At 71.2% G+C, this 20,401-nt stretch carries 16 protein-coding genes; 7 read left to right on the forward strand and 9 right to left on the reverse strand.

Features of this window, described 5'->3' with window-relative positions:
• Together ABZS97_RS36990 and ABZS97_RS36995 are read right to left on the reverse strand one after the other, a co-directional pair.
• A partial coding sequence (locus tag ABZS97_RS36990) for a carboxyl transferase domain-containing protein (protein ID WP_356145264.1) occupies window positions 1–605 on the reverse strand: 605 nt, incomplete at its 3' end.
• Window positions 606–759: 154 nt separating this feature from the next.
• The gene (locus tag ABZS97_RS36995) at window positions 760–3,141 is read right to left on the reverse strand and encodes a polysaccharide lyase 8 family protein (protein WP_356145266.1); all 2,382 of its coding nucleotides are present in this window, start codon (window positions 3,139–3,141) and stop codon (window positions 760–762) included.
• Between the two features lie 200 nt (window positions 3,142–3,341).
• On the opposite strand from ABZS97_RS36995, the gene ABZS97_RS37000 reads away from it, so the two are divergent.
• Both ABZS97_RS37000 and ABZS97_RS37005 read left to right on the forward strand, forming a co-directional pair.
• A complete protein-coding gene (locus ABZS97_RS37000) occupies window positions 3,342–3,956 on the forward strand; it encodes a YceI family protein (protein WP_356145268.1) in 615 nt (204 codons plus the stop codon).
• 316 nt (window positions 3,957–4,272) lie between these two features.
• Window positions 4,273–4,911: a hypothetical protein gene (locus ABZS97_RS37005; protein WP_356145270.1), complete on the forward strand. Its 639-nt coding sequence runs from the start codon at window positions 4,273–4,275 to the stop codon at window positions 4,909–4,911.
• Between the two features lie 82 nt (window positions 4,912–4,993).
• Here the strand turns inward: ABZS97_RS37005 and ABZS97_RS37010 are convergent, their stop codons facing one another.
• A complete protein-coding gene (locus ABZS97_RS37010; RefSeq protein WP_356145273.1) occupies window positions 4,994–5,809 on the reverse strand; it encodes a class I SAM-dependent methyltransferase in 816 nt (271 codons plus the stop codon).
• Between the two features lie 125 nt (window positions 5,810–5,934).
• Here ABZS97_RS37010 and ABZS97_RS37015 point away from each other — a divergent pair, with 125 nt between their 5' ends.
• Complete coding sequence (locus ABZS97_RS37015; RefSeq protein WP_356145275.1) at window positions 5,935–6,429, forward strand: N-acetyltransferase; 495 nt, start codon at window positions 5,935–5,937, stop codon at window positions 6,427–6,429.
• Window positions 6,430–6,501: 72 nt separating this feature from the next.
• On the opposite strand, the gene ABZS97_RS37020 is transcribed toward ABZS97_RS37015, so the two are convergent.
• From ABZS97_RS37020 to ABZS97_RS37030, 3 genes are read right to left on the reverse strand one after another with little or no spacing between them, the layout of a single operon-like run.
• Window positions 6,502–7,290 (reverse strand): ABC transporter permease, encoded by a 789-nt coding sequence (locus ABZS97_RS37020; RefSeq protein WP_356145277.1) that lies wholly within the window; start codon window positions 7,288–7,290, stop codon window positions 6,502–6,504.
• Window positions 7,287–8,822 carry an ABC transporter permease subunit gene (locus tag ABZS97_RS37025; protein ID WP_356145280.1) on the reverse strand — a complete coding sequence of 512 codons (1,536 nt, stop codon included), beginning with the start codon at window positions 8,820–8,822 and terminating at the stop codon, window positions 7,287–7,289. The genes ABZS97_RS37020 and ABZS97_RS37025 overlap by 4 nt, the downstream gene beginning before the upstream one ends.
• Window positions 8,819–9,754 carry an ATP-binding cassette domain-containing protein gene (locus tag ABZS97_RS37030; RefSeq protein WP_356145283.1) on the reverse strand — a complete coding sequence of 312 codons (936 nt, stop codon included), beginning with the start codon at window positions 9,752–9,754 and terminating at the stop codon, window positions 8,819–8,821. The genes ABZS97_RS37025 and ABZS97_RS37030 overlap by 4 nt, the downstream gene beginning before the upstream one ends.
• A 158-nt stretch (window positions 9,755–9,912) precedes the next feature.
• Here ABZS97_RS37030 and ABZS97_RS37035 point away from each other — a divergent pair, with 158 nt between their 5' ends.
• On the forward strand, window positions 9,913–11,322 hold the full coding sequence (locus ABZS97_RS37035) for a sensor histidine kinase (protein WP_356145287.1): 1,410 nt from the start codon (window positions 9,913–9,915) through the stop codon (window positions 11,320–11,322).
• Window positions 11,319–12,128 carry a response regulator transcription factor gene (locus tag ABZS97_RS37040; protein WP_356145289.1) on the forward strand — a complete coding sequence of 270 codons (810 nt, stop codon included), beginning with the start codon at window positions 11,319–11,321 and terminating at the stop codon, window positions 12,126–12,128. Before ABZS97_RS37035 ends, ABZS97_RS37040 begins: the two co-directional genes overlap by 4 nt.
• Here the strand turns inward: ABZS97_RS37040 and ABZS97_RS37045 are convergent.
• Window positions 12,076–13,164 (reverse strand): FUSC family protein, encoded by a 1,089-nt coding sequence (locus ABZS97_RS37045; RefSeq protein ID WP_356145291.1) that lies wholly within the window; start codon window positions 13,162–13,164, stop codon window positions 12,076–12,078. The two genes, ABZS97_RS37040 and ABZS97_RS37045, sit on opposite strands and share 53 nt — an antisense overlap.
• 61 nt (window positions 13,165–13,225) lie before the next feature.
• Here ABZS97_RS37045 and ABZS97_RS37050 point away from each other — a divergent pair, with 61 nt between their 5' ends.
• Window positions 13,226–13,711 (forward strand): MarR family transcriptional regulator, encoded by a 486-nt coding sequence (locus tag ABZS97_RS37050; protein ID WP_356145294.1) that lies wholly within the window; start codon window positions 13,226–13,228, stop codon window positions 13,709–13,711.
• A gap of 46 nt (window positions 13,712–13,757) precedes the next feature.
• Here ABZS97_RS37050 and ABZS97_RS37055 read toward each other — a convergent pair whose 3' ends face one another.
• Both ABZS97_RS37055 and ABZS97_RS37060 read right to left on the reverse strand, forming a co-directional pair.
• Window positions 13,758–15,146 carry a hypothetical protein gene (locus tag ABZS97_RS37055; RefSeq protein ID WP_356145296.1) on the reverse strand — a complete coding sequence of 463 codons (1,389 nt, stop codon included), beginning with the start codon at window positions 15,144–15,146 and terminating at the stop codon, window positions 13,758–13,760.
• 182 nt (window positions 15,147–15,328) lie between these two features.
• Window positions 15,329–18,367, reverse strand: coding sequence for a glycoside hydrolase family 3 N-terminal domain-containing protein (locus tag ABZS97_RS37060; RefSeq protein WP_356145298.1), 3,039 nt, complete (start codon window positions 18,365–18,367; stop codon window positions 15,329–15,331).
• 127 nt (window positions 18,368–18,494) lie between these two features.
• Here ABZS97_RS37060 and ABZS97_RS37065 point away from each other — a divergent pair, with 127 nt between their 5' ends.
• Entirely contained in the window at window positions 18,495–20,360 is a 1,866-nt protein-coding gene (locus ABZS97_RS37065; RefSeq protein ID WP_356145300.1) for a ricin-type beta-trefoil lectin domain protein, read from the forward strand.
• The last annotated feature ends 41 nt before the right edge of the window (window positions 20,361–20,401 follow it).

A 20,401-nucleotide genomic window follows, 5' to 3' on the forward strand; every position in this document is an offset into this window, starting at 1 on the left:
GTCTCGCGGACCATGAACACGAAGTCCGTCAGCGCGGGGCTGTAGGCCGCGCCGCCGGCGCACGGGCCGAGCATCACACTGATCTGCGGGATGACACCGGAGGCGCGGGTGTTGCGCTGGAAGATGCCGCCGTAGCCCGCGAGGGCGGAGACGCCCTCCTGGATACGGGCGCCGGCGCCGTCGTTCAGGGAGACCAGCGGGGCACCGGCCGCGATGGCCATGTCCATGATCTTGTGGATCTTCGTGGCGTGGGCCTCGCCCAGCGCGCCGCCGAAGATACGGAAGTCATGGGCGTAGACGAAGACCGTGCGGCCCTCCACCGTGCCCCAGCCGGTGATGACACCGTCGGTGTACGGCTTCTTGGCCTCCAGCCCGAAACCGGTGGCCCGGTGCCGGCGCAACTGCTCGACCTCCTGGAACGAACCGGCGTCCAGCAGCAGCTCGATGCGCTCCCGGGCGGTCAGCTTGCCCTTGGCGTGCTGCGCCGCGGTCGCCTTCTCGCTGGGGCCTTGCAGGGCCTCGGCACGGATCGCGTGCAGTTCGGCCACGCGCCCGCGTGCGTCCGTCGGTTCGCCTGTGGGTCCAGCCTCGTCCAAAACGGTCATGTAGCGACCTTACGAAGCCCACCAAGGAAAGCTCGCCGTCGACTCCGTACAGTCTCCGGCCTGTTTTCCTGGTACCCCTGAACAGAACCCGAACGGCATGCAGGCGATCCGACTGCTCAGAGGGCCTCTGGCTTGTAGGGGTCGCACAAACCCGTCACCTGAGAGTCACCTCACATTCGTGCGTGGCGCATGCCGTCCCCGGAGTGACGCGCAGCGTCAGCCGGCGCCCGAGCCCGGTCACCTCGACGGTCGGATCCGCGCGCACGAGGGCCCGTACGGGATGATCCCAGACGATCTCCAGCGGCTCCCCGGTCCGCGGGGGTTCGCTCACGCAGAGGGTAGCGGTGCGCGCCCGGCGGCGTACGAGCACGCTTGTGCCTGCCGTGGCGCTCAGCGGCCCCGCGGTCCCGGCCGCCCAGAAGTTCGCGGCGGTCAGGCCGAGCCCGCCCACGTGGACGGCCTGGCGGCGGGCGTCGTTGGCGAGGACGGACAGCCAGTCGTGGTCGGCGGCGCGGGCGGCGACCGCACGGCGGGACGCGCCGGGCATCAGGACGTAGGCGTACGTCGCGTCGACGGGGTCCGTGCCGTGGTCCAGCCAGAGCGTCTGCCGGCGCCGGGTGCGCCGTTCGGTGGTGCTGGAGGTGTTGATGTCGGACCAGGCGCCGGTGCGGTCCTCGCGGAGGGTGTGGAGGACCGGCGTGTCACCCTGTCCCGGTTTCGGGAAGAGCCAGCCGCCGTGGCCGTCCAGGTGGGCCCAGTGCGGACCTCGCAGGAAGGCGGGGGTGCCGTTCTCGCCCAGGTTGCGGCTGTCGACGATCGTCTCGACCGGCACCCCGTCGGTGGCGGTGATCCCCGCGCCCAGACAGATCACGGCATCGTCGACGAAGAACCACGACTTGCGGGCCTCCAGCGTGGAGCCGAGCCCCTTGAGGTGCTGGCCGACGGCCGCGCAGGTGCCGTCCGTCGTGCCGCCGACCCATCGCACGTCGGGCTTGGGCTCGCCCCACTCGCCGCCCGCTTTGTCGGCAAGTCGCTTGGTGGACACGGTGGTTCCGGGCAGCCGGTACCAGTCGACGGTCGGCCAGAACCAGTCCGTGTACTGGTCGCCGCCCCGGGCGTTCGACCCGTTCGCGTCGTCTGCCTGGTTCGCCCACCAGAGCAGCATTCCGGCGCCGGTGTGCCAGCCGCGTGGGTTCTCGCCGTTGCCGCATTCGTAGTGGGCGATGCGGTCGCTCGCCATGGAGAGGTTCGCGGTGAAGCCGGGGCCGCGGTGCACGGCGCGGTCCATGGCGGAGAACAGGCGGTGTCCGACGGGTTCGGGGGTCGCCTCGATCGCCGAGTCCGCGACCGCGTGCAGCCGCGCGAGGTCGGCGACACCGAACTGGTCGGCCGTGAGGATCGGCGTCACCGTGTCCCGCTCGATCCACCCCTTGATCCGCCCGTACCAGCGCTCGCGCTCGTCCGCGTTCGCACCCTGGGCCAGCACCGCGATCGCGGCGATCAGCCCCTGCCCGTGGAAATGGTCGCTGCGCATCACGTGCCGGTCGTCGCTCCTCAGGTACCCCCGGCTGATGGCACGCCCGTTGACGCCGTCCATCACCAGCCCGTCGTGGATGAGGGGCGCGTAGGCGTGCTCGACGCTGTCCAGAACGATCTGCCGGTTCGGATCGGCCACCGCCCACGACGATCCGGCGAGCAACGCGAAGAGCCGCCCGAGCCCGTCGAGCATGACCTGTCCGTAGGTTCCCGAGTAGGCGACCCAGGTGTGCTGCACGAACGACCCGTCCGCGTAGAGCCCGTCCCCTTGTGTGACGTACGGGAAGACCGGCGAGAGGGCGTCGCGGGCGAGGGCGATCTTTTCGGGGGCGCGGCCGAGGATGCCCCGCAGGGCGACGGACCGGCAGAGGTCGACGCGGTTGGCGCCGGTGGAGGTGCCGGAGTAGTCGCGGAGCACGGCGTCCGGGACGAAGTGGTCGACGGCGGCGCAGGCGGCGGCCCGGCGGTCGTCGGTGAGGTGGTCGTGGAGGGCGGCGACGATGTCCATCAGCAGGCGGGGGCTGCCGATCTGCCACTCCCACCAGTTGCCGTAGCGGGTGGTGGAGGGGTTGTAGACCCTTGCGGAGAGGTGGTCGAGGCCGGTGAGGACGGCTGCGAGGAGGGAGCCGTCATCCGTCGACCCGGTGCCTTCCTGCACGTAGGCCTGCGTCATCGCCCAGAGCCTGCTGTAGCTCTGGGTGATGCCGGCGGGCGGGTCGAAGGGGTAGCCCGGCCAGAGCGAGGTGGGGGTCGGGGCCATGGCCGCCGCGAAGCCGCGGGCGAGTTCACCGGTCTGCCGCAGGCGGGAGGCGTAGGGCTCGGCGGCCGGGTCGTAGCCGTCGCCGAGGGCGATCTCCAGCCAGCGGCGGCGGAGGGTTTCGTACTCGTCCTCGCCCTCCTCCGCGCCGTACGCCGTGGAGGGCGGGACGACGGCTGTCGCGAGGGTCGCCGCCAGGGCCGCTGCGACAAGGAAGGTACGGCGCGTCGAAGTCATGTCCATGCCGTCTATCAACATCTCGACCCACCCGCCAGAGAGCGCGCCGAAGCAACGCACCGTAGCGTCACAAACACATTGCGGATGATGTTGAATATTGAACGGAATAGGTCTACGGTGTCTCGTGTTGGCCTCGTTGAAAGTTCAACATACTTCGCAGCCGCGGTTTCCGGACGAATCCGCGACTCGTCCCCAAGGAGCACGTGATGGGCATCTTCGGCCGCAAGACCACCGACACCCCCGCCGCCACCGGCACGGCCCCCGCCGCCGTGAACCCCGACCTGGCCGCGCTGACCGGCGACTACACGATCGATCCGTCGCACTCGACGATCGGCTTCGTCGCCCGCCACGCCATGGTCACCAACGTCAAGGGCAGCTTCCAGGACTTCACCGGCGACCTGCACCTGGACGGCTCGGACCCGTCGCGGTCCACCGCCACCATCGACGTCAAGATGGACAGCATCGAGACGGGCTCCGCGGACCGTGACGGCCACCTCAAGAGCTCCGACTTCTTCAAGACGGACGAGTTCCCGGCGATGACCTTCGTGTCGACCAAGGCCGAGGCGCTGGGCGGCGACGACTACCGGATCACCGGCGAACTGTCGATCCTCGGCACCACCAAGGAGCTCAGCATCGACCTGGAGTTCAACGGCTCGGCCAAGGACCCCTTCGGCAACGAGCGCGTCGGCTTCGAGGGCAAGGCGGAGATCCTGCGCTCCGAGTGGGGCCTCACGTGGAACGCGGCCCTGGAGACGGGCGGCGTCCTGGTCTCCGACAAGATCAAGCTGAACTTCGACATCTCGGCGATCAAGAACGCCTGACACCGTTCCGGCTGAACCCCCGGCGCCCGCGGCGCCCTGGGATCGCCCCCTGAGCGCGCCCGCCCTCGTACTCCCCCGTATCGGAGGGCGGGCGCTCAGTCATGTCCGATCGTGACTGTGCGGTGCGCTGACGCGACTACGTCAGGTGCGGTCGCGACTGCACCTGACCGAGTACGACTGAGCGTGACCACCTGGAACTGGCGTGTCCCGCCTGCGCGTGTGCCTGGACAACAACGGCCGTACGGACGGCCGTTGAACCACTCCTACATGCGCCCCTGCCGACCGGGCCGGGGGACTCCACATCCAGGAGGCGCGGATGAGCACGAAGACAGGACCCCAGCGTTATCCCGGCGCGAGCCGGTCGCACTGGTACCAGGACGACTTCGGCGGCGCGGCCATGGAGGTCAACGCCGTAGTGCTGCACACCACCGAGGGCCGCAATCTGCCGGGCTACCGCGGCGGGGCCTCGGCACCGAACCTCACGGCCGTGCCGGACCTGGCCGCCAAGAAGCTCAAGTGGTTCCAGCACTTCGACATCGAGGTGTCCTCGCGGGCGCTGGAGAACCACCGGGGCGGCGTCGAGACGAACACGCTGAACGTCTGCCAGGTCGAGATGGTCGGCACCTGCGACCCGAAGATCCACACCGACTGGAAGAGCGCGGGCCTGTCCCACATCTACTGGCCGGCGGCCCCCGCATGGGCCCTCCTGGACGTCGCCCGCTTCCTGGCCTGGATGCACCGCGAACACCATGTCCCCCTCACGGGGCCGGACTTGTGGCCCGCCTACCCGAAGTCGGCCGGCAACCGGAGCGGGCAGCGGATGAGCGGGGCGGCCTGGAACGCGTTCAAGGGGATCTGCGGCCATACGCATGTTCCCGAAAACGATCACGGAGATCCCGGGGCGATCGACTTCGACGGGCTGATCGCCTTCGCCAAGGCGGAGCTGAAGGGCTGAGTCCACGCTGCTGTTCCGGTGTGCGGTCGCGCACCGCGAGCGGCAGTCCGGCGATCGGCCCGGAGATCTGACGGTCCGAGCATCAGTTCGTCGCGGCGCCGACCGCCCTGCGACCTCTTACCGCCCAGGCCCGGGCGGTGAGCGCGATGGAACCGTCCGGCCTCCTGGGGACAGCCGCACCGAGCGCGTCACGCACTCGGTGCCGGTCGGCCGGTTCCAGCGAGGCCACGTAGCCCGGGGCAGGGCCCTGTCCCGCCAGGAACGGGTCCCACAAGTCTCCGAAGTCGGTGAAGACGGTGGGCACCTCGATCGACGTGGTGGACACATCGACGAGTCCCGCGTCAGCCCATACCGCGTGCAGGCGCTCCGGACGGCACACCGGGAAGCGACGGCCCTCGTCCAGTGCGGCCGCGGCCGGATCCACGGCGACGGCCGCGTCCCAGAAGCGGCGGATGAACCCCATGCCGTCGGCGTAGTCCCACACATAGGCCGCGACCAGGCCGCCCGGCCGGACCGCCCGGGCCATTTCCGTCACCGCCGCCGTGGGTACCGGAAGGAAGTTCAGGGCCAGACCGCTGATCGCCCCGTCGCACGATGCGTCGCCTACGGGGAGCGACATCGCGTCCGCCACGACGAAGTGCGTCGAGCCGGGAGTCGTGGTCCGGGCCGCGCCCACGAACTGCTCGGACCGGTCGATTCCCACCATCCATCGGGGCCGGCAGCGTGCGGTCATCACAGCCGACAGCACGCCGGTGCCACAGCCCACGTCCACCCACCGCAGCTTGTCCGCGCAGTCGAGCCATGCCGCGAACTCCTCTGCGACGAGCCGGCTCCACCGACCCATGTACCGCTCGTACGCAGAACCGCCCGCCCACACGTCGAACCGCTCTTTCGTCATGGCACCACGATCCCCGCCTCGGCGCGTCAGCGCCTCCCGCCTCACGAGCCGAGGCCAGGCGAGTGCCGACGTGGCCCCGGAATAACCCGGTGCGCGGGCGAGTGGCACGCGGCTAGCCTCCGCCCATGACCTGGTTGCCTGCTGAGTTCGTTCATCCTGTCCGTGTCGAGGTGCCCGGGGGGTACCACCTGCGCCCGATCTCCGGGGACGACGCCGCGATCGACTACCCGGCCGTGATGGGTTCACGGGAACGGTTGTGGGGGATCTTCGGGGAGGCCTGGGGGTGGCCCGCGGCCAGCATCACCTTTGAGGCCAACAAGGCGGATCTGGAACGGCACGCGGTCGAGATCGCTGCTCATGAGTCCTTCAACTACGTGTTGTTCAATGCCGCGGAGACGGTCGAGTACGGATGCGTGTACATCGATCCGCCGGAGAAGGCCGGTGCCGACGGCGAGATCTCGTGGTGGGTCGTGGACGACGCGGTCGGGACCGAGGTGGAGCGGGAGCTGGACCTGCTCGTACCGCGATGGATCGGTGAGGCGTGGCCCTTCGAACGGCCTCGGTTCATCGGGCGTGATCTGTCGTGGAAGGAGTGGCTGGCTCTGCCCGACGCGGAGTGAGGCACTGGGCGCGAGCCCGTTCCCTCACCCGTCTCTTCGCGCGTCTCTTCATGTGTCTCTACGTGTGTCTCATTAGGCGTCGCGCAGTCTGAAGAGTGCCGCTCCCGCGATCAGCACTCCGATCGCGTACGCCGCCAGGACGCCGAGGCCCGGCCACGGGCCGATCGGCAGCCGGGCCAGGTCCCGGGTTGCCTGGATGGACAGGCCCGCCGGCATGGGGGCCCAGCGTTCGACACGGTCCTTCCAGGTCTCGGAGGCCAGCATGTTCGCCAGGAGGGGCGTGATGTACAGGATGCCCAGGCCTGCGGTGATCGCGCCCGCACTGTCCCTGAGCAGGGCGGCCAGCCCCAGGCCGAGGAAGGCTATGAGGATCAGGAGAACGACCGAGCCGAGGGCCGCGCGGAGCGTGGCGGTGTCGGTGGGGGACAGCGAGGGATAGCCCTCCTTCGGGGTGAAGCCGTTGCCGGGGAGGATCAGACGGCCTGCCAGCAGGGAGGCCGAGATCGCGAGTATGCCTGCTGCCGCCGTTACCGCGGCGAGCACCGCGGCTTTGGACGCCAGGACCTTCGGCCGGTTCGGTATCGCCGTCAGCGTCGTACGGATCGTGCCCGTGCCGTACTCCGCGCTCATCGACAGGGCTCCGAGGATCAGCACCGTCGCCTGGCCCAGCCAGATGCCTGTCAGGCTCAGTTTCACCGTGTCCTCGTGGCAGGCCGCCGGGGACGGGCAGATGTGGGTGGTCACGGAGGACACGGAGGCCGCGCCCACCACGACCGTCAGCGCGACGGTCGCCGCCAGCAGCCACCACGTGCTGGGCAGCGTACGGAGCTTGGTCCACTCGGCGTGGACGGCCCGCTTCATGCGTCCCTCCTGCGCAGGCGCCAGGCAGCCAGGGCCAGCGCCACCGCGACGTACGCGCACAGAACCGCGAAGCCGTTCCAGGGGGTGAGGGGGTAACAGCCGTTCTCGGGGAGGCAGTTGCTGTCCACCTGCGGGTAGTGCGGGGCTCCTTGCTGGATCGCGAACGCCGCCGCCGGGGTCAGGCGCAGCAGCCAGTGCGCCACCGGAAGGGGCAGGGCGAAGGAGAGGATCTGCGGAAGGGTCACCAGGACGACCACGATCGTGATCGCGCCCGCGCTGCTGCGCAGGATCGTCCCCAGGGCGAGGGCGAGGACCGCGACGAGGGCCAGGAGCGCCGCACTGCCGGCCACCGCCCTCAGGGGTGTTCCGTCGAACAGGGAGACGTCCGGGAAGGCAGGCGGCTCGTAGCCGTTGGTGCGCAGGGTGTTCTGGGCCAGAGGGAATGCGATGGCCACCGCCACCAGGGCGGCGGCGAAGGTCACGCCTCCGATCACCATGCACTTCGCCGCCAGGACGCGGCCGCGGCGCGGGCTCGCCGCGAACGTCGTACGGATCATGTCGCGCTTGTACTCGGAGGTGATGAAGAGCGCCCCGAGGGCCGCCATGAACAACGCTCCGACGAAGACGCCCTGGAAGCTCATCTGGACGGTGTCGGGGCCGGTCTCGTCCGGGGCGATGTTGCCCTGGCCGGTGAGGTGGTAGACGCCCGCCGACACCCGGGTGGTGCCGGGGACGGGGGCCGCCGGGCCGGACACCGGGTTCGCCGGGTCGCTGGGGTGGATGCCCACGTCCGTGCTCGTCCATGCCGTGCCCGTCGCGCCTCCGGTCAGGCCGAGGTGGTCGAAGGAGGCCGTGACGGACGTACCTCCGGCCCTCTCACTGCTGCCGCCGAACGAGCGCTGCAGGTTGGTGTGCGCGGGGGTGGCGACGAACAGCCCCGCCTGCGCCGTCTTCGTCAGTCCGGGCAGCGTCACCGAGCCCGCCTTCGACCAGTGCGTGCCGTCCGGGGACTCGTACCCCGTCAGTCGGTCGCCCGAGCGGGTCAGCCGCAGCCAGCGCGGATCGCCCGAGGTGTTGCTGCCCGCCTTGTCGTGCGTGAAGTTCCACTGCAGGCGCACACCGTGGTCGGGGGTGACCATGAGGGCCGCGTACGGGCTGCCCTGCTTCGTGCTCTGCTTGACGATGACGCCGGCCTTCGCCCAGGGCTCGGGGTCGCGGCCGCCGTCGCCCGCCGGATCGGTCACCCGGGCGGTGATGCTGCCGTCGCCGGGGAGCGGCTGGTGGACGAAGCGGAAGCGGTCGACGACACGGGTGCCGTCGGGGCCGACGGGGATCTCCTCCCCGCCCGAGCTGAAGTGGGCGCCGCTCGCGCCCAGCAGCGAGAGCACGACCGTCACCGCGGCGCCGAGGGCCAGGACCAGCGCCCACACACGGACCGTCCAGAACTTGCTCCACTCCGCGCGCAGCAGCCGCCCGAAGGTGTCACGGCCCGGCTTGAGCGAGGAGCGGTACGGCGTCAGTGTCGAGGTCATCGGGTCACCTCGCCGTCCGAGGCGGCGGTGAACTCGGCCGCGTCCCGGGTGAGTTCCATGTATGCCTCCTCCAGCGTGGCCCGGTGGAGGCCGACTTCGGCGAACGGGATCCGGGCGGCGGCCAGCAACTCCACGATCCGCTCGGCCGGCAGGCCGGTGACCGTGAGCGTGTCGCGACCGGTGACCGCTACCGTGCCGCCCTCGCGGGCAAGGAGTTCCATGGCTTCGGAACGGGAGCCGGTGCGCAGGGCGACCCGGTCGCCGGAGGCGGCGGCGAGCAGGTCGGCGACAGCGGTGTCGGCGATCAGGCGCCCTCGGCCGATGACCACCAAGTGGTCGGCGGTGTCCTCCAGTTCACTCATGAGGTGGCTGGAGACCAGGACGCCCCGGCCTTCGGCGGCGAGACGGCGCAGGAGACGGCGGATCCACTGGATGCCCTCGGGGTCGAGGCCGTTGACCGGTTCGTCGAAGAGGAGGACTGGGGGGTCGCCGATCAGCGCCGCGGCGATTCCCAGGCGTTGGCGCATGCCCAGGGAGTAGCCACCGGCCCTGCGTCGGGCGGCGCTCTCCATCCCCACCTGCTCCAGAACCTCGTCGACTCGGCGCAGGGGCAGACCGTGCGAGTGCGCCAGCCAGCGCAGGTGGTCACGGCCGCGGCGGCTCGGGTGCAGCGCGGCGGCGTCGAGCAGGGCGCCGACCTCCAACAGGGGGGAGCTCAGGGCATGGTAGGGGCGGCCACCTATGAGCGCGTGCCCGCCGTCGGGGGTGTCCAGGCCGAGGACCGCCCGCATGGTCGTGGACTTGCCCGCTCCGTTGGGACCGACGAAGCCGGTGACCTGGCCCGGTGCGACCGTGAAGGAGAGTCCGTCGACGGCGACGGTCCTCCCGAACCGCTTGCGCAGCTCCTGCACTTCGATCGTTGCGTCACTCATGACCAGCGAGACTAGGGATCGCCGGGCATGGCGTCGTCCCGCCCGGGAGCCGTCTTCGCCGCCCCTGCCGTGAGGGACGCTCGCAGCTCGTCTCCCCCACGTGAGGGATGAACCCACGGGTGACGCGGTACGGCGCCGCCGACGGCAGAATGGCGGACGTGAGCGACGAGGCGATGGTGCGGAGTGCGGAAGGGGCCGGGGGGCCACGGACATGGCGGCTGGTGCGGCGCATAGCAGCGCCGGTTCCCACCCCGGCCCCGGCCTCGTCGATGCCTGCGCGCCTTGCCGCCCGCCTGCCCGCGTGGCTGTCCGGCCGCGCGTCTTCCCTTTTGTCCGGCCGCTCGTCCGGCGGCGCCACGCAGCTCCCCTCCCCCGTGGTGTACGCCGTCGGGCTCGCCCTGTTGGCCTGTGTGGAGGTGCTCGCCCGCGCCGGGAGTCTGCGCGAGAACCTGTCGACGGCGTTGCTGCTGGGGCTGTGCACGACGCTGCCGCTCGCGTTCGTGTTCGGCGTCGAGCGTGTGCCGGTGGTGCGGGCGGGAGCCGCGGTGGCGCTGACGGCGGCGGGGGCACTCGCACTGTCGCCGTTCCGGGCGCTCACCCTCGCCGGGGTCGCGTCCCAACTGGCCTGTGTGTACGGCCTGGGGAGAGCGGGGGCGCCCCGGCTCAGCGGGGCACTCGTGCTGCCGTACGTCATCCTGGCCCTGGTCACCCAGGGCGACACCACCACCCGGGTGATGGCCGTACTCGTGGCCACTTTGGCGTCCGCGGCCGCGGCGACGGGCATCGCGCATCAGGTCCGCGGCGCGCAGTTGGCGCACAGTGCCACCGAGCAGGCCTTCGCGGACACACTGCTGGCTCACGCGGCTCGTGGTGAACGGGCGCGGATCGCGCGGGAGTTGCACGATGTGGTCGCCCACCACATCTCGATGATCGCCGTCCAGGCCGAGTCCGCCCGGCTGACCACACCCGGACTGCCCCCGGACGGCGCCGCCCGACTGCTCGCGATAGGGGACACCGCGCGAGGCGCGCTCACCGAGATGCGGCGGCTGCTGGGTGTGCTGCGCGAGGACGCCGAGGTCGGGGTCACCCGGCGCCCGCAGCCGGGGCTGCACCAGCTGATGGAGCTGATCGACGAGTCGCGGGACGCCGCGGGCTCCGGTACCCGGCTGATCGTCAGCGGCCCGGTCACCCCGCTCGACCCGGGCATCGAGGTCACCGCGTACCGCATCGTCCAGGAGGCTCTCACCAACGCGCGCCGTCATGCGCCCGGGGCCGCCGTCGACGTGGAACTCCGTTATGCGCAGGACGACTTGAGGATCCGAGTGCGTGACAACGGACCCGGACCCGGAAGAGGGTCCGTGACCAAGACCGGGTTCGGGTCCGGGTCGGCGTCCGGGTCGGTGAAGCGGACCGGGTACGGGGCAGCCGCGCCGTCCACGGGGCACGGTCTCCTCGGCATGCGCGAGCGGGCCGCCACCGTCGGCGGCACCCTGCGCACGGGCGCGGCGACCGGCGGCGGCTTCCTGGTCGAGGCGCGGCTGCCCGTGCGGGCGGAGGCGCTGGCATGACGACACCCGCGCCGTTCGACTCGGCCGCCTCCACCGGTCCCGCCGACTCCCGCGCAACCCTCGCCTCCCCGGCCGCCCCCGCCCCCGTCCCCTCCCCCACACCCGCCCCCGCGCCCGCGCCTTCTTCTGCCATTCGTATCGTCGTCGCGGACGACCATGCCGTGGTGCGTGCCGGATACGCCGGACTGCTCGCCACGCAGGCCGACTTCGAGGTGGTCGGCACGGCGTGCGACGGGGCGGAGGCGGTGCGCGTCTGCCGGGAAGAGCTGCCCGATGTGGTCCTCATGGACGTGCGGATGCCCGTCCTGGACGGCATCCAGGCGACCGGTGAGCTGCTGGGCGCCGAGGTCGCGGGTTCGGACGCGCCACGCGTGCTGATCCTCACGACCTTCGACCTCGACGAGCATGTGTACGACGCGCTGGCCGCCGGGGCGAGCGGGTTCCTCCTCAAGGATGTGACGGCGGAGCGGCTCTTCGAGGCCGTGCGGGTCGTGGCGGCCGGGGAGGCCCTGCTCGCGCCCGCCATCACACGGCGGCTGATCGCCGAGTTCGCCCGGCTCAAGCCGCGTGCCCCCGCCGTGAGCACCCTCGCGGGGCTCACCCCGCGGGAGACGGAGGTGCTGCGGCTGCTCGCGGAGGGGCTCTCCAACCCGGAGATCGCGGCCCGGCTGCATGTCGGCGAGGAGACGGTGAAGACGCACGTCAGTCGTGTCCTGACCAAGCTCGCTCTGCGCGATCGTACGCAGGCGGTCGTCATGGCGTACGAGACGGGGCTGGTGGTGCCGCGCTCGGGGAGCCCGGCGTGAGCGGGCGGCGCCGCCGGGGCACCGGCAGCACCCACCAGGCCGAGGCCACCGCCAGGGCCGCGCCGACCGCGACCGCCGCGAGACGGGTCGGCAGCAGGTGCAGGGCGTCCTGGCCGTAGTAGCCGAGGAGGAGGGAGAGTGCGGTGGTGATGCCGGCGGCCCAGTAGGCGTAGGAGAGCGGGCGCAGCCACAGGGCCACGGCGAGCACGGCGAAGATCAGGACGACCGAGGCCTGGGTCCTGCCGTTGAGACCGGCTGCCGCCAGGCCGGTCGCGAGCAGCGTGCCGGCGCAGGCCCCGACCAGGCGCTCGACGCCTTTGCGCAGGACATCGCTCCGGCCCCGGTTGCCGCCGGCCGCCACATATGCGGTGAGGACCATCCACGGCCAGTGATGGTCGAAGAGGAGCCGGCCGAGAGCGAAGGCCGCGGCGATCGCGACCGCCATCTGCAGGGCCATTCGGCTGCTCGGCCGGGGGTGCAGCCGTGACACGCGCCGAGGGGAGACCGGTTCCGGGTCCGGGGGCCAGGGGCCGAAGCGGTCGCCGAGCGCCTGGACAAGCCAGACGCAGCCGCAGGCCAGTACGCCGATCACCGCCGACCAGCCCCAACTCACCAACGCATCCTGGGACTTCGGAGGCAGAGCCGGGCCGGGGACGACGAGTAGGGCGATCAGCGGCAGCGTCATGAGGGTGCCCGCCTTGGTGGCGGCCGGGCCATGGCGGCGGATCCAGATCGGCAGCGCGATGCCGGTCGTGAACACCGCGGCCCCGAGCGCGTAGTGCCGGGCGATCAGGTGGCCGAGCAGGGTCGCGGCGCCTGCCACGGCGGGCATGAGTACGCACGCGGTGAGCCGGCCACGGATGTCGGCGGTGCGCTGGGGGCGCGCCAGGGTGAGGGTCAGGGCGACCGCGAGGACGAGGACGTCCGTGTGCAGTGCGGCGGCGTCCTCCAGCCACAGGGCGGCGGCGTAGCAGAGCAGCACGGCCGTCATGGTCAGCGCTGCTTCGTAAGCGTTGCGTATGAGTTTGACGGTCACGGTCTCGACGTTAGCTGACGACTCACGTTCAGAGTAGTACGGAGTCGCTTACTATTGATTCATGGATCGTCTCTGTCACGCCGCCCAGGTCCGTCGCGGGATCGTCCGGCTCAACCGGCGGCTGCGGCAGGAGCGGGGCGACGGCGGCCTCAGCCCCAATCAGCTGGGGGTGCTCGGTCATCTGCACCGGTGCGGTCCCGCGACGCCCGGCGAGGTCGCGGCGGCGGAGCGGCAGCGGCCGCAGTCGTTGACGCGGGTCTTCGCCGAACTGGAGGCGGACGGGCTGATCACGCGCGGGCCCGGCACCGAGGACCGGCGGCAGTCCGTCCTCACGCTCACCGCGGACGGGCGGCGCGCGCTGGAGCGGGACATGGCCGAGCGCGACGCCTGGCTGGCCGCTGCGCTCGGCACGCTGAGCGAGACCGAGCGCGAGGTCCTACGGCTCGCGGGCGCGCTGATGGAACAGCTCGCCGACGCCGACGTACCTTCGGTCCGGGCCGGACAGAACACGGAGGGTGTCGCGCAGGACGGGCGGGAGCAGGGCTGAGACGGCGGTCCCGTGCGGGGCTTCGGGCAAGTGCCGAAGCCCCCGCTCAGAAGCCTCCGCCGAAGTCCCCGCCGCCTCCGAAGTCGCCGCCCCCGCCGTCGCCGAAGCCTCCGCCGAAGTCGCCCGGGTCGAAGTCGCCGCCGGAGACATCGCCGCCGTCGTAGCCGCCCGCGCCGAAGTCGCCGTATCCGGAGCCGTAGTCCGCCGCGTACGACGGGGTGGCCATCATGCTGCCGAGCAGCGTGCCGACGAGGAGGCCGGGGAGGAGGCCGCCGCCGAAGTAGCCGCCCGCCCAGGGGCCGTAGGCCGGGCCCGCGTCCCAGTAGGGGCGGCGGCCGTAGTCGGTGTCGACCTCGCGGATCGCCGGGTCGGTGCCGTCGGCCAGCCGGGCCCGGTCGGCCGCGCAGACCGGGACCTCGCGGGGTGCGCCGGCGGCCGGGGTCCAGGTCGCGTCGGCGACCGACGGGCCGTGCCGGGGGTCGAAGAAGCAGGGGGCTCGGCGTTCGGGGACCGGGCGGCCCTCGCGGCGCGCGGCCAGCACCGCGAGGGAGAAGCGGCCGTCCTCGAGGGCCTGTGTCACCGCGCGGACGTCCTCGGGGCGCCGGGCCGCCGCCATCAGCGACTTGGCCTGCTCATAGGCGTCGAGCGCGCGTTCGTAGTCCGCGCGCATCGCGTCGTCCGCGCCCGCCTCGGCCGGGTGGAAGTCGAGCCGGTCCAGTTCCTCGCCGAAGGCGGTGATGTCCTCGTCCACGACCACGCGGAGCTTGTCGAGCGCGGCCCGCTGTTCCTCGGCCCTACGGCGACGGCTGCGCCGTACGACGGTGTACGCGCCCGCGCCGCCCACGACGAGGACCGCGCCCACGGCGATCAGGGTGCCCGCCGAGACCCCGCCGCCCTCGTCGTTGCCGGAGGAGCCCCAGCTCGCCGGGGCCGAGCCGCCGACGTTGCGCAGCGCGCGGTCGGTGAAGTCGTTCAGCTGGGCCCTGGTGTCCTCGCCCTGGACGCTGGTGACCAGGTTCTGGACGGCGGTGCGGGACATCACCGCGGAGTCCGCCCGGGCGTCGAAACGGTCGCCCAGGCGGATCGCGTAGAGGCCGGTGACGCCGGTGTCCGTGCGGAGGTTGCGGAAGAGGTCCTGAGTGGGGAAGTCCGCGGGGAGGACGGCCACGAAGACGGGCTTGTCCGCGTTCTTGATCTTCTTGGCGAGGGTGTCGGTGTCCGCGGCGGAGAGCTGCGCCGAGGCGGCGGGGTCGACGTACACGGGGGTCTTGCGGAGGGCTTTCGCGACGGTGGAGACGTCGGTGGCCGAGGTGGCCGCGCCTGCCGTCGAGCCGGCCGCGTGGGCGCCGGGCGTGCCGAAGGACAGCGTCGCCATGGCGGTCAGCAGCAGCGCGGTCAGCAGGCCTGGGAGCCCTCGGGGCAGGGGGGCCTTCATGTCCTCGACGCTACCCGAAGGGACGCAAAAGGGGGCATCGGGGCGGGTGGGGGTTCGGGGATGTGATTCGCCCCCTCCGCCCCTACCCGTCCCGATGCCCTGGGGGCTGCGCCCCCTCTCCCCCTGCTCGCGCTCCGCGCTCGTCCTCAAGCGCCGGCCGGGCTGAAAGATCCCTCCCTCGGTCAGCCGGAAGCCGTCGCGTAAGCCTCCTGCAGTTCTCTCACCGCCTCTGCGTACCGGCCCGTCAGCAGCAAGTGGTCCGCGTCGGCGAACGGCTTGGCGAAATCGGGTGTCACATCCGAGGCGGCGGCAGCCTGCTGGACCAGGAGGCGGGCCTTCGTCACGGTGGCGCGGCCTGTGTCGTCGGCGCCGGTCTTCTCTGCCGCCCGGGCCACTGCGGCGAGGGCCTTGAGGGTGGTCGCGCCGCCCTGCGGAACCTTTGTGAGGGTGGTCAGGCCCCAGCCGTAGGGGAACTGGGGGGCGTACGACGAGTCGCCCACGTTGATCGGGAGTTGGGACTCCGACTTGGGCCAGGTGACAGGGAGTTGGCCGGTGAAGGGGCGCTTGCCGTAGAGGACGTCCGCGACGCCGTCGCCCTCTGTGCCGGGCAGCCAGGAGGCGACGAGGGCGTCGATGTCCCCGAGCCGGTCGCCGATGAGCTGCGGGCGGCCGGAGACGATGAGGACCGCGCACTTCATGGCTCCGCAGACCTTGTCGACGGCGGCCTTGTCCGCGGCGGTCAGTTCCAGGTCGTTGCCGTTGCCGACGTCCCCGACACCCTCGGCATAGGGGGTCTCACCCACGACGACCACGCCCACGTCGTAGCCCGAAGTCGGCGCCGAGGCGTCCTTGGAGTAGGTGACGCCGCCCCCGGAACCCGCGGAACCGACGGCCTTTCGCATGCCCTCGAGGATCGTCGTCCCGTCCGTGTTCTTCCCCGACGAGCCCTGCCAGGTGATGGTCCAGCCGCCGGTCTGGTTGCCGAGGTCATCGGCGTTCGAGCCGGCGACGTACACCTTCTGCGACTTCCTCAGAGGCAGGACGCCACCCGAATTCTTCAGCAGGACCTGCGACTTGGCGGCGGCTTCGCGGGCCACGGCCCGGTGCGCGGGCGAGCCGATGCGCGCCGCGCCGCTCGTGTCGGCATACGGCTTCTCGAAGAGGCCGAGCCTGAACTTCTGCGTGAGGATGCGGGAGACGGCGTCGTCGATCCGCCGCTCGCTGATCCGGCCCGCCTTCACCTCGTCGACGAGGGTCGTGCGGAAGTCCTTGTACGCATACGGAACCATGATCATGTCGAGGCCCGCGTTGACCGAGGTCCGCACGTCGGAGGCGTAGTCGCCGGGGATCTGGTCGATGGCCTGCCAGTCGCTGATGACGAAGCCGTCGAAGCCCATGCGGTCCTTCAGGACGCCGTTGATCATGTCGGCGCGGGCGTGCATCTTCACCGGGCCCTGGCCGTCGCCCAGGATGTCGAGCGAGGAGTACGACGGCATGACCGAGCCGATGCCCCGGTCCACGGCCGTCTTGTACGGGGCGAGGTGGACCGCTTCGAGCTGCTGCCGGGTGACCTTGGTGACGCCCTGGTCGATGGTGTACGAGCCGGTGGTCGACGAGCCGTACTCCGTGCCGCCGTCGCCCACGAAGTGCTTGGCGGTGGCGAGCACCTTGTCGTTGCGGCTCAAGTCCTTGCCGTCCGCCCGGCCTTGGAGTCCCTGGATGACGGTTTCCATGGAGGTGACGAGGGCCGGGTCCTCGCCGAAGGACTCGTAGCTGCGGCCCCAGCGTTCGTCGCGGGTGACGCAGAGACAGGGGGCGAAGTCCCAGGGAATGCCGGTGGACCGGACCTCGGAGGCGGTCACCGCGCCTGCCCGATAGGCGACTTGGGGATCCCTGGACGCCCCGATGCCGATGTTGTGCGGCATGATCGTCGCGCCGGTGAGGTTGTTGTGGCCGTGCACCGCGTCCACGCCGTAGATGAGCGGGATCTGGAACCGCGTTGCCTGCGCGCGGAGTTGGAAGGCGTCGATCATCTTCGCCCATGCCGCGGGGGTGTTGGGCGTCGGGGTCGAGCCACCGCCGGAGAGCAGGGAACCGAGGTCGTAGGCGGCGATGTCGCCCTGTGACGTCAGCGCGCCGCGCTCGGCCTGTGTCATCTGGCCGGCCTTCTCCTCCAGGGACATGCGCCCGACGAGGTCCGCGACCCGCTTCTTCAGCGGCACCTTCGCATTCAGGTACGGGAGTCCGTGGGCGTTGATGACGACCTGCGGGGACTCCGTCGGGGCCTTGGCGCCGGTGACCGTCAGCTTGAGCGGGACGGTCTCGGCGTTCTCGGCCGACCGGTCCTTGCGTGTGGCCACGGAGATCGTGCGGGAGGCGCCGGAGGCCGTGCCCGCCGGGAAGGTGAACTCGCCCTTGACGGGGGTGTAGTCCTTGCCGGACTCGGCGGTGCCGCCCGCGCTCTCGTACGCGACCGTCACGGGCTCCTCGATCGGGGCGGAGCCGGTGGTGGCGACGGAGAGTTTCACGTGGGCCGTGCCGCCCTCGGCGACCGGGTGGACGGCGGCGTCCGCGACCACGCCCGCACGCAGGGACTGGTCGGCCTTGCCGTACAACTCGACGTCGTCCATTGCGAATTGGCCCTTGAGGCCGACGGGGAGCGTGACGGCGTACCCCCACATCCGGTCCAGGCCGAGGACCTGGTCGATGCCGCCCACGGGCTGGTAGTCCGTGCGGTAGGTGAAGTCGGTGAAGGGGATCTCGATCTGCTTCCAGCCGGTGAAGTCGTCGGTGAAGGACGTCGTCCACAGCTCGGAGGCCTCGCCGTCGGCGCCGCCGTCCTTGATCTCGAAGCTGACCTTCTTGGCGTTGCCCTGTCCGTCCCACCACAGGCGGATGCCTTTGTGGGCGGACCAGTCGTGGGCGGGCGCGTTCGCGGCGAAGTCGTGGGTGAAGCCGCCGTAGCCGCTGATGTCGTAGGTGCCGGCGAGGACCTTCTCGCCCTCGGGGGCGTCGGCGCGGGCGGCCAACCGCAGGGCGGGCGGGTCGTCGCCGTCGCTGCCCCAGGTGAAGATGCCCTCGGCGGGCTGGGAGCCGAACGGGACCTCGCCCTCGAAGCGGTCGACGGGGACGGGGGCCGGGTCGTCCGCCGCCCGTGACGCGGTGGGCGACAGCAGTGCGGCGAACAGGGCGGTGCAGACGAGCAGGGCGGTTCTTGGCATGGACCTTCCCTCGACTCTCTGGTTCACTCGGGCTCACACAGTTCACTCATGACTTAGATCACGCCGTGAGTTAACTAGCGGCCCGCAGACCCGTCAAGACGTCTCGTCAGGAAGGGTGACGCACCCCATGAGGAGAACCCCCCACGTACTCCGGCTGCTGCTGGCCGGGCTGCTCTCCACGGCCGGCCTCACCGCGGCCGTGCCCCCCGCACACGCGGCCGGCGAGCAGGTGACCGCCTGGCTCACCACGACGGACGACGACGCCGGCCGGCACGTGGTCCGCGGCCTGCAGCAACAGGCGCCGTTCGCCTTCCAGTCCGGCACCGGGGGCGGCGGCGAGAACATCACCGTCGACGAGAACACCCGCTACCAGACGTTCACGGGCGGCGGCGCGTCCTTCACCGACACGGCGGCCTGGCTGATGAACAGCAGCGGAGCGCTGTCGCAGACGACGCGGGACGCGACGATGCGGAAGCTGTTCTCGCCGACGGACGGAATCGGACTGTCGTTCCTGCGCAACCCGATGGGCGCCTCGGACCTCGCGCGGTACGGCTACACGTACGACGACGTGCCGGCCGGGCAGACGGACGCCGATCTGTCGGAGTTCTCGATCGCCCACGACCTGGCCGACGTGGTGCCGTTGACGAAGCAGGCGTTTCGGCTCAACCCGGCCATGACGGTGATGGCCTCGCCCTGGACGGCGCCCGCCTGGATGAAGGACAGCGGGCAGCTCAACGGGGGCTGGCTGAAGGCGGAGGACTACGGGCCGTACGCCTCGTACTTCGTGAAGTACCTCCAGGCGTACCGGGATCAGGGCGTGCCGGTCTCCTACGTCACCGTGCAGAACGAACCGACCTGCTGCGCCGGGTACCCGTCGATGAGCTGGAACGCCTCCGGGCTCGCCTACTTCACCAAGAGCGAGCTGCTGCCGAAGCTCCAGGCGGCCGGCCTGCCGGCCAAGGTCCTCGCGCTCGACTGGAACTGGGACACCTACGACGGGTACGCCGCCCAGAGCGTCGACGACGCGGCGGTGCGCGCGCACCCGAACTTCGGCGGGATCGCCTGGCACGGCTACGGCGGCGACGTGGCGAAGCAGACCGCCGTCCACAACCGGTATCCGCAGCTGGACGCCTTCGGCACCGAGCACTCCGGCGGCACCTGGATCGCCGACCAGCAGCGCGAGGACATGCTCAACATCGTGGACTACACCCGCAACTGGGCGAAGTCCGTGACGAAGTGGTCGCTGGCCGTGGACCAGAACCGGGGGCCGCACAACGGCGGCTGCGGGACGTGCAGCGGGCTGATCACGGTGCACAACGGGGACGGGCAGAGCGGACAGGTCGACTACACCGTCGAGTACTACACGATGGGGCAGCTGACGAAGTTCGTACGGCCGGGTGCGCAGCGGATCGCCTCGACCGCGTCGTCGTCCGTGCCGAACGTGGCCTGGCGCAATCCCGACGGCTCCAAGGCGCTCATCGCCTACAACGACTCGTCGTCCGCCAAGACGGTGACGATCAACTGGGGTTCCCAGCACGCGACTTACTCACTGCCCGGCCGGACGTCGGCCACCTTCACCTGGGCGGGAACGCAGGCGGGCGGCGGTGACCGGGCGGGGGCATTCGTCGGGCTCGCGGGCAAGTGCCTTGATGTTGCGGGGGGTTCGGCCGCGAACGGAACGGCCGTCCAGCTCTACGACTGCAACGGCTCGACAGCCCAGCGGTGGACGGTGAAGGGCGACGGCACGGTCCAGGCACTCGGGAAGTGCCTCGACGTCACGTCGGGGTCCGCCGCCGACGGGGCCAAGGTGCAGTTGTACGACTGCAACGGGACCGGAGCGCAGCGCTGGTCGTACGACTCCTCGACCGGTGACGTGGTCAACACGGCGGCGGACAAGTGCCTCGACGTCATGGACAACTCGTCGGCGAACGGGACGCGGGCGCAGATCTGGTCGTGCACCGGGGCCGCCAATCAGAAGTGGCGCCTTCAGTAGAGGTGCTTTCGCCCCCTCCGCCCCAAGGACCAGGGGCGGAG

It is taken from the genome of Streptomyces sp. NPDC005485 (assembly GCF_040606085.1).
In the GTDB taxonomy this organism is placed as follows: Bacteria; Actinomycetota; Actinomycetes; order Streptomycetales; family Streptomycetaceae; genus Streptomyces.

What these genes read in the sequence shown, in the direction of transcription:
- ABZS97_RS36995 (WP_356145266.1), bottom strand. Translation starts at nt 3,141, where the DNA reads ATGGACATGACTTCGACGCGCCGTACCTTCCTTGTCGCAGCGGCCCTG.
- ABZS97_RS37000 (WP_356145268.1), top strand. Translation starts at nt 3,342, where the DNA reads ATGGGCATCTTCGGCCGCAAGACCACCGACACCCCCGCCGCCACCGGC.
- ABZS97_RS37005 (WP_356145270.1), top strand. Translation starts at nt 4,273, where the DNA reads ATGAGCACGAAGACAGGACCCCAGCGTTATCCCGGCGCGAGCCGGTCG.
- ABZS97_RS37010 (WP_356145273.1), bottom strand. Translation starts at nt 5,809, where the DNA reads ATGACGAAAGAGCGGTTCGACGTGTGGGCGGGCGGTTCTGCGTACGAG.
- ABZS97_RS37015 (WP_356145275.1), top strand. Translation starts at nt 5,935, where the DNA reads ATGACCTGGTTGCCTGCTGAGTTCGTTCATCCTGTCCGTGTCGAGGTG.
- ABZS97_RS37020 (WP_356145277.1), bottom strand. Translation starts at nt 7,290, where the DNA reads ATGAAGCGGGCCGTCCACGCCGAGTGGACCAAGCTCCGTACGCTGCCC.
- ABZS97_RS37025 (WP_356145280.1), bottom strand. Translation starts at nt 8,822, where the DNA reads ATGACCTCGACACTGACGCCGTACCGCTCCTCGCTCAAGCCGGGCCGT.
- ABZS97_RS37030 (WP_356145283.1), bottom strand. Translation starts at nt 9,754, where the DNA reads ATGAGTGACGCAACGATCGAAGTGCAGGAGCTGCGCAAGCGGTTCGGG.
- ABZS97_RS37040 (WP_356145289.1), top strand. Translation starts at nt 11,319, where the DNA reads ATGACGACACCCGCGCCGTTCGACTCGGCCGCCTCCACCGGTCCCGCC.
- ABZS97_RS37050 (WP_356145294.1), top strand. Translation starts at nt 13,226, where the DNA reads ATGGATCGTCTCTGTCACGCCGCCCAGGTCCGTCGCGGGATCGTCCGG.
- ABZS97_RS37055 (WP_356145296.1), bottom strand. Translation starts at nt 15,146, where the DNA reads ATGAAGGCCCCCCTGCCCCGAGGGCTCCCAGGCCTGCTGACCGCGCTG.
- ABZS97_RS37060 (WP_356145298.1), bottom strand. Translation starts at nt 18,367, where the DNA reads ATGCCAAGAACCGCCCTGCTCGTCTGCACCGCCCTGTTCGCCGCACTG.
- ABZS97_RS37065 (WP_356145300.1), top strand. Translation starts at nt 18,495, where the DNA reads ATGAGGAGAACCCCCCACGTACTCCGGCTGCTGCTGGCCGGGCTGCTC.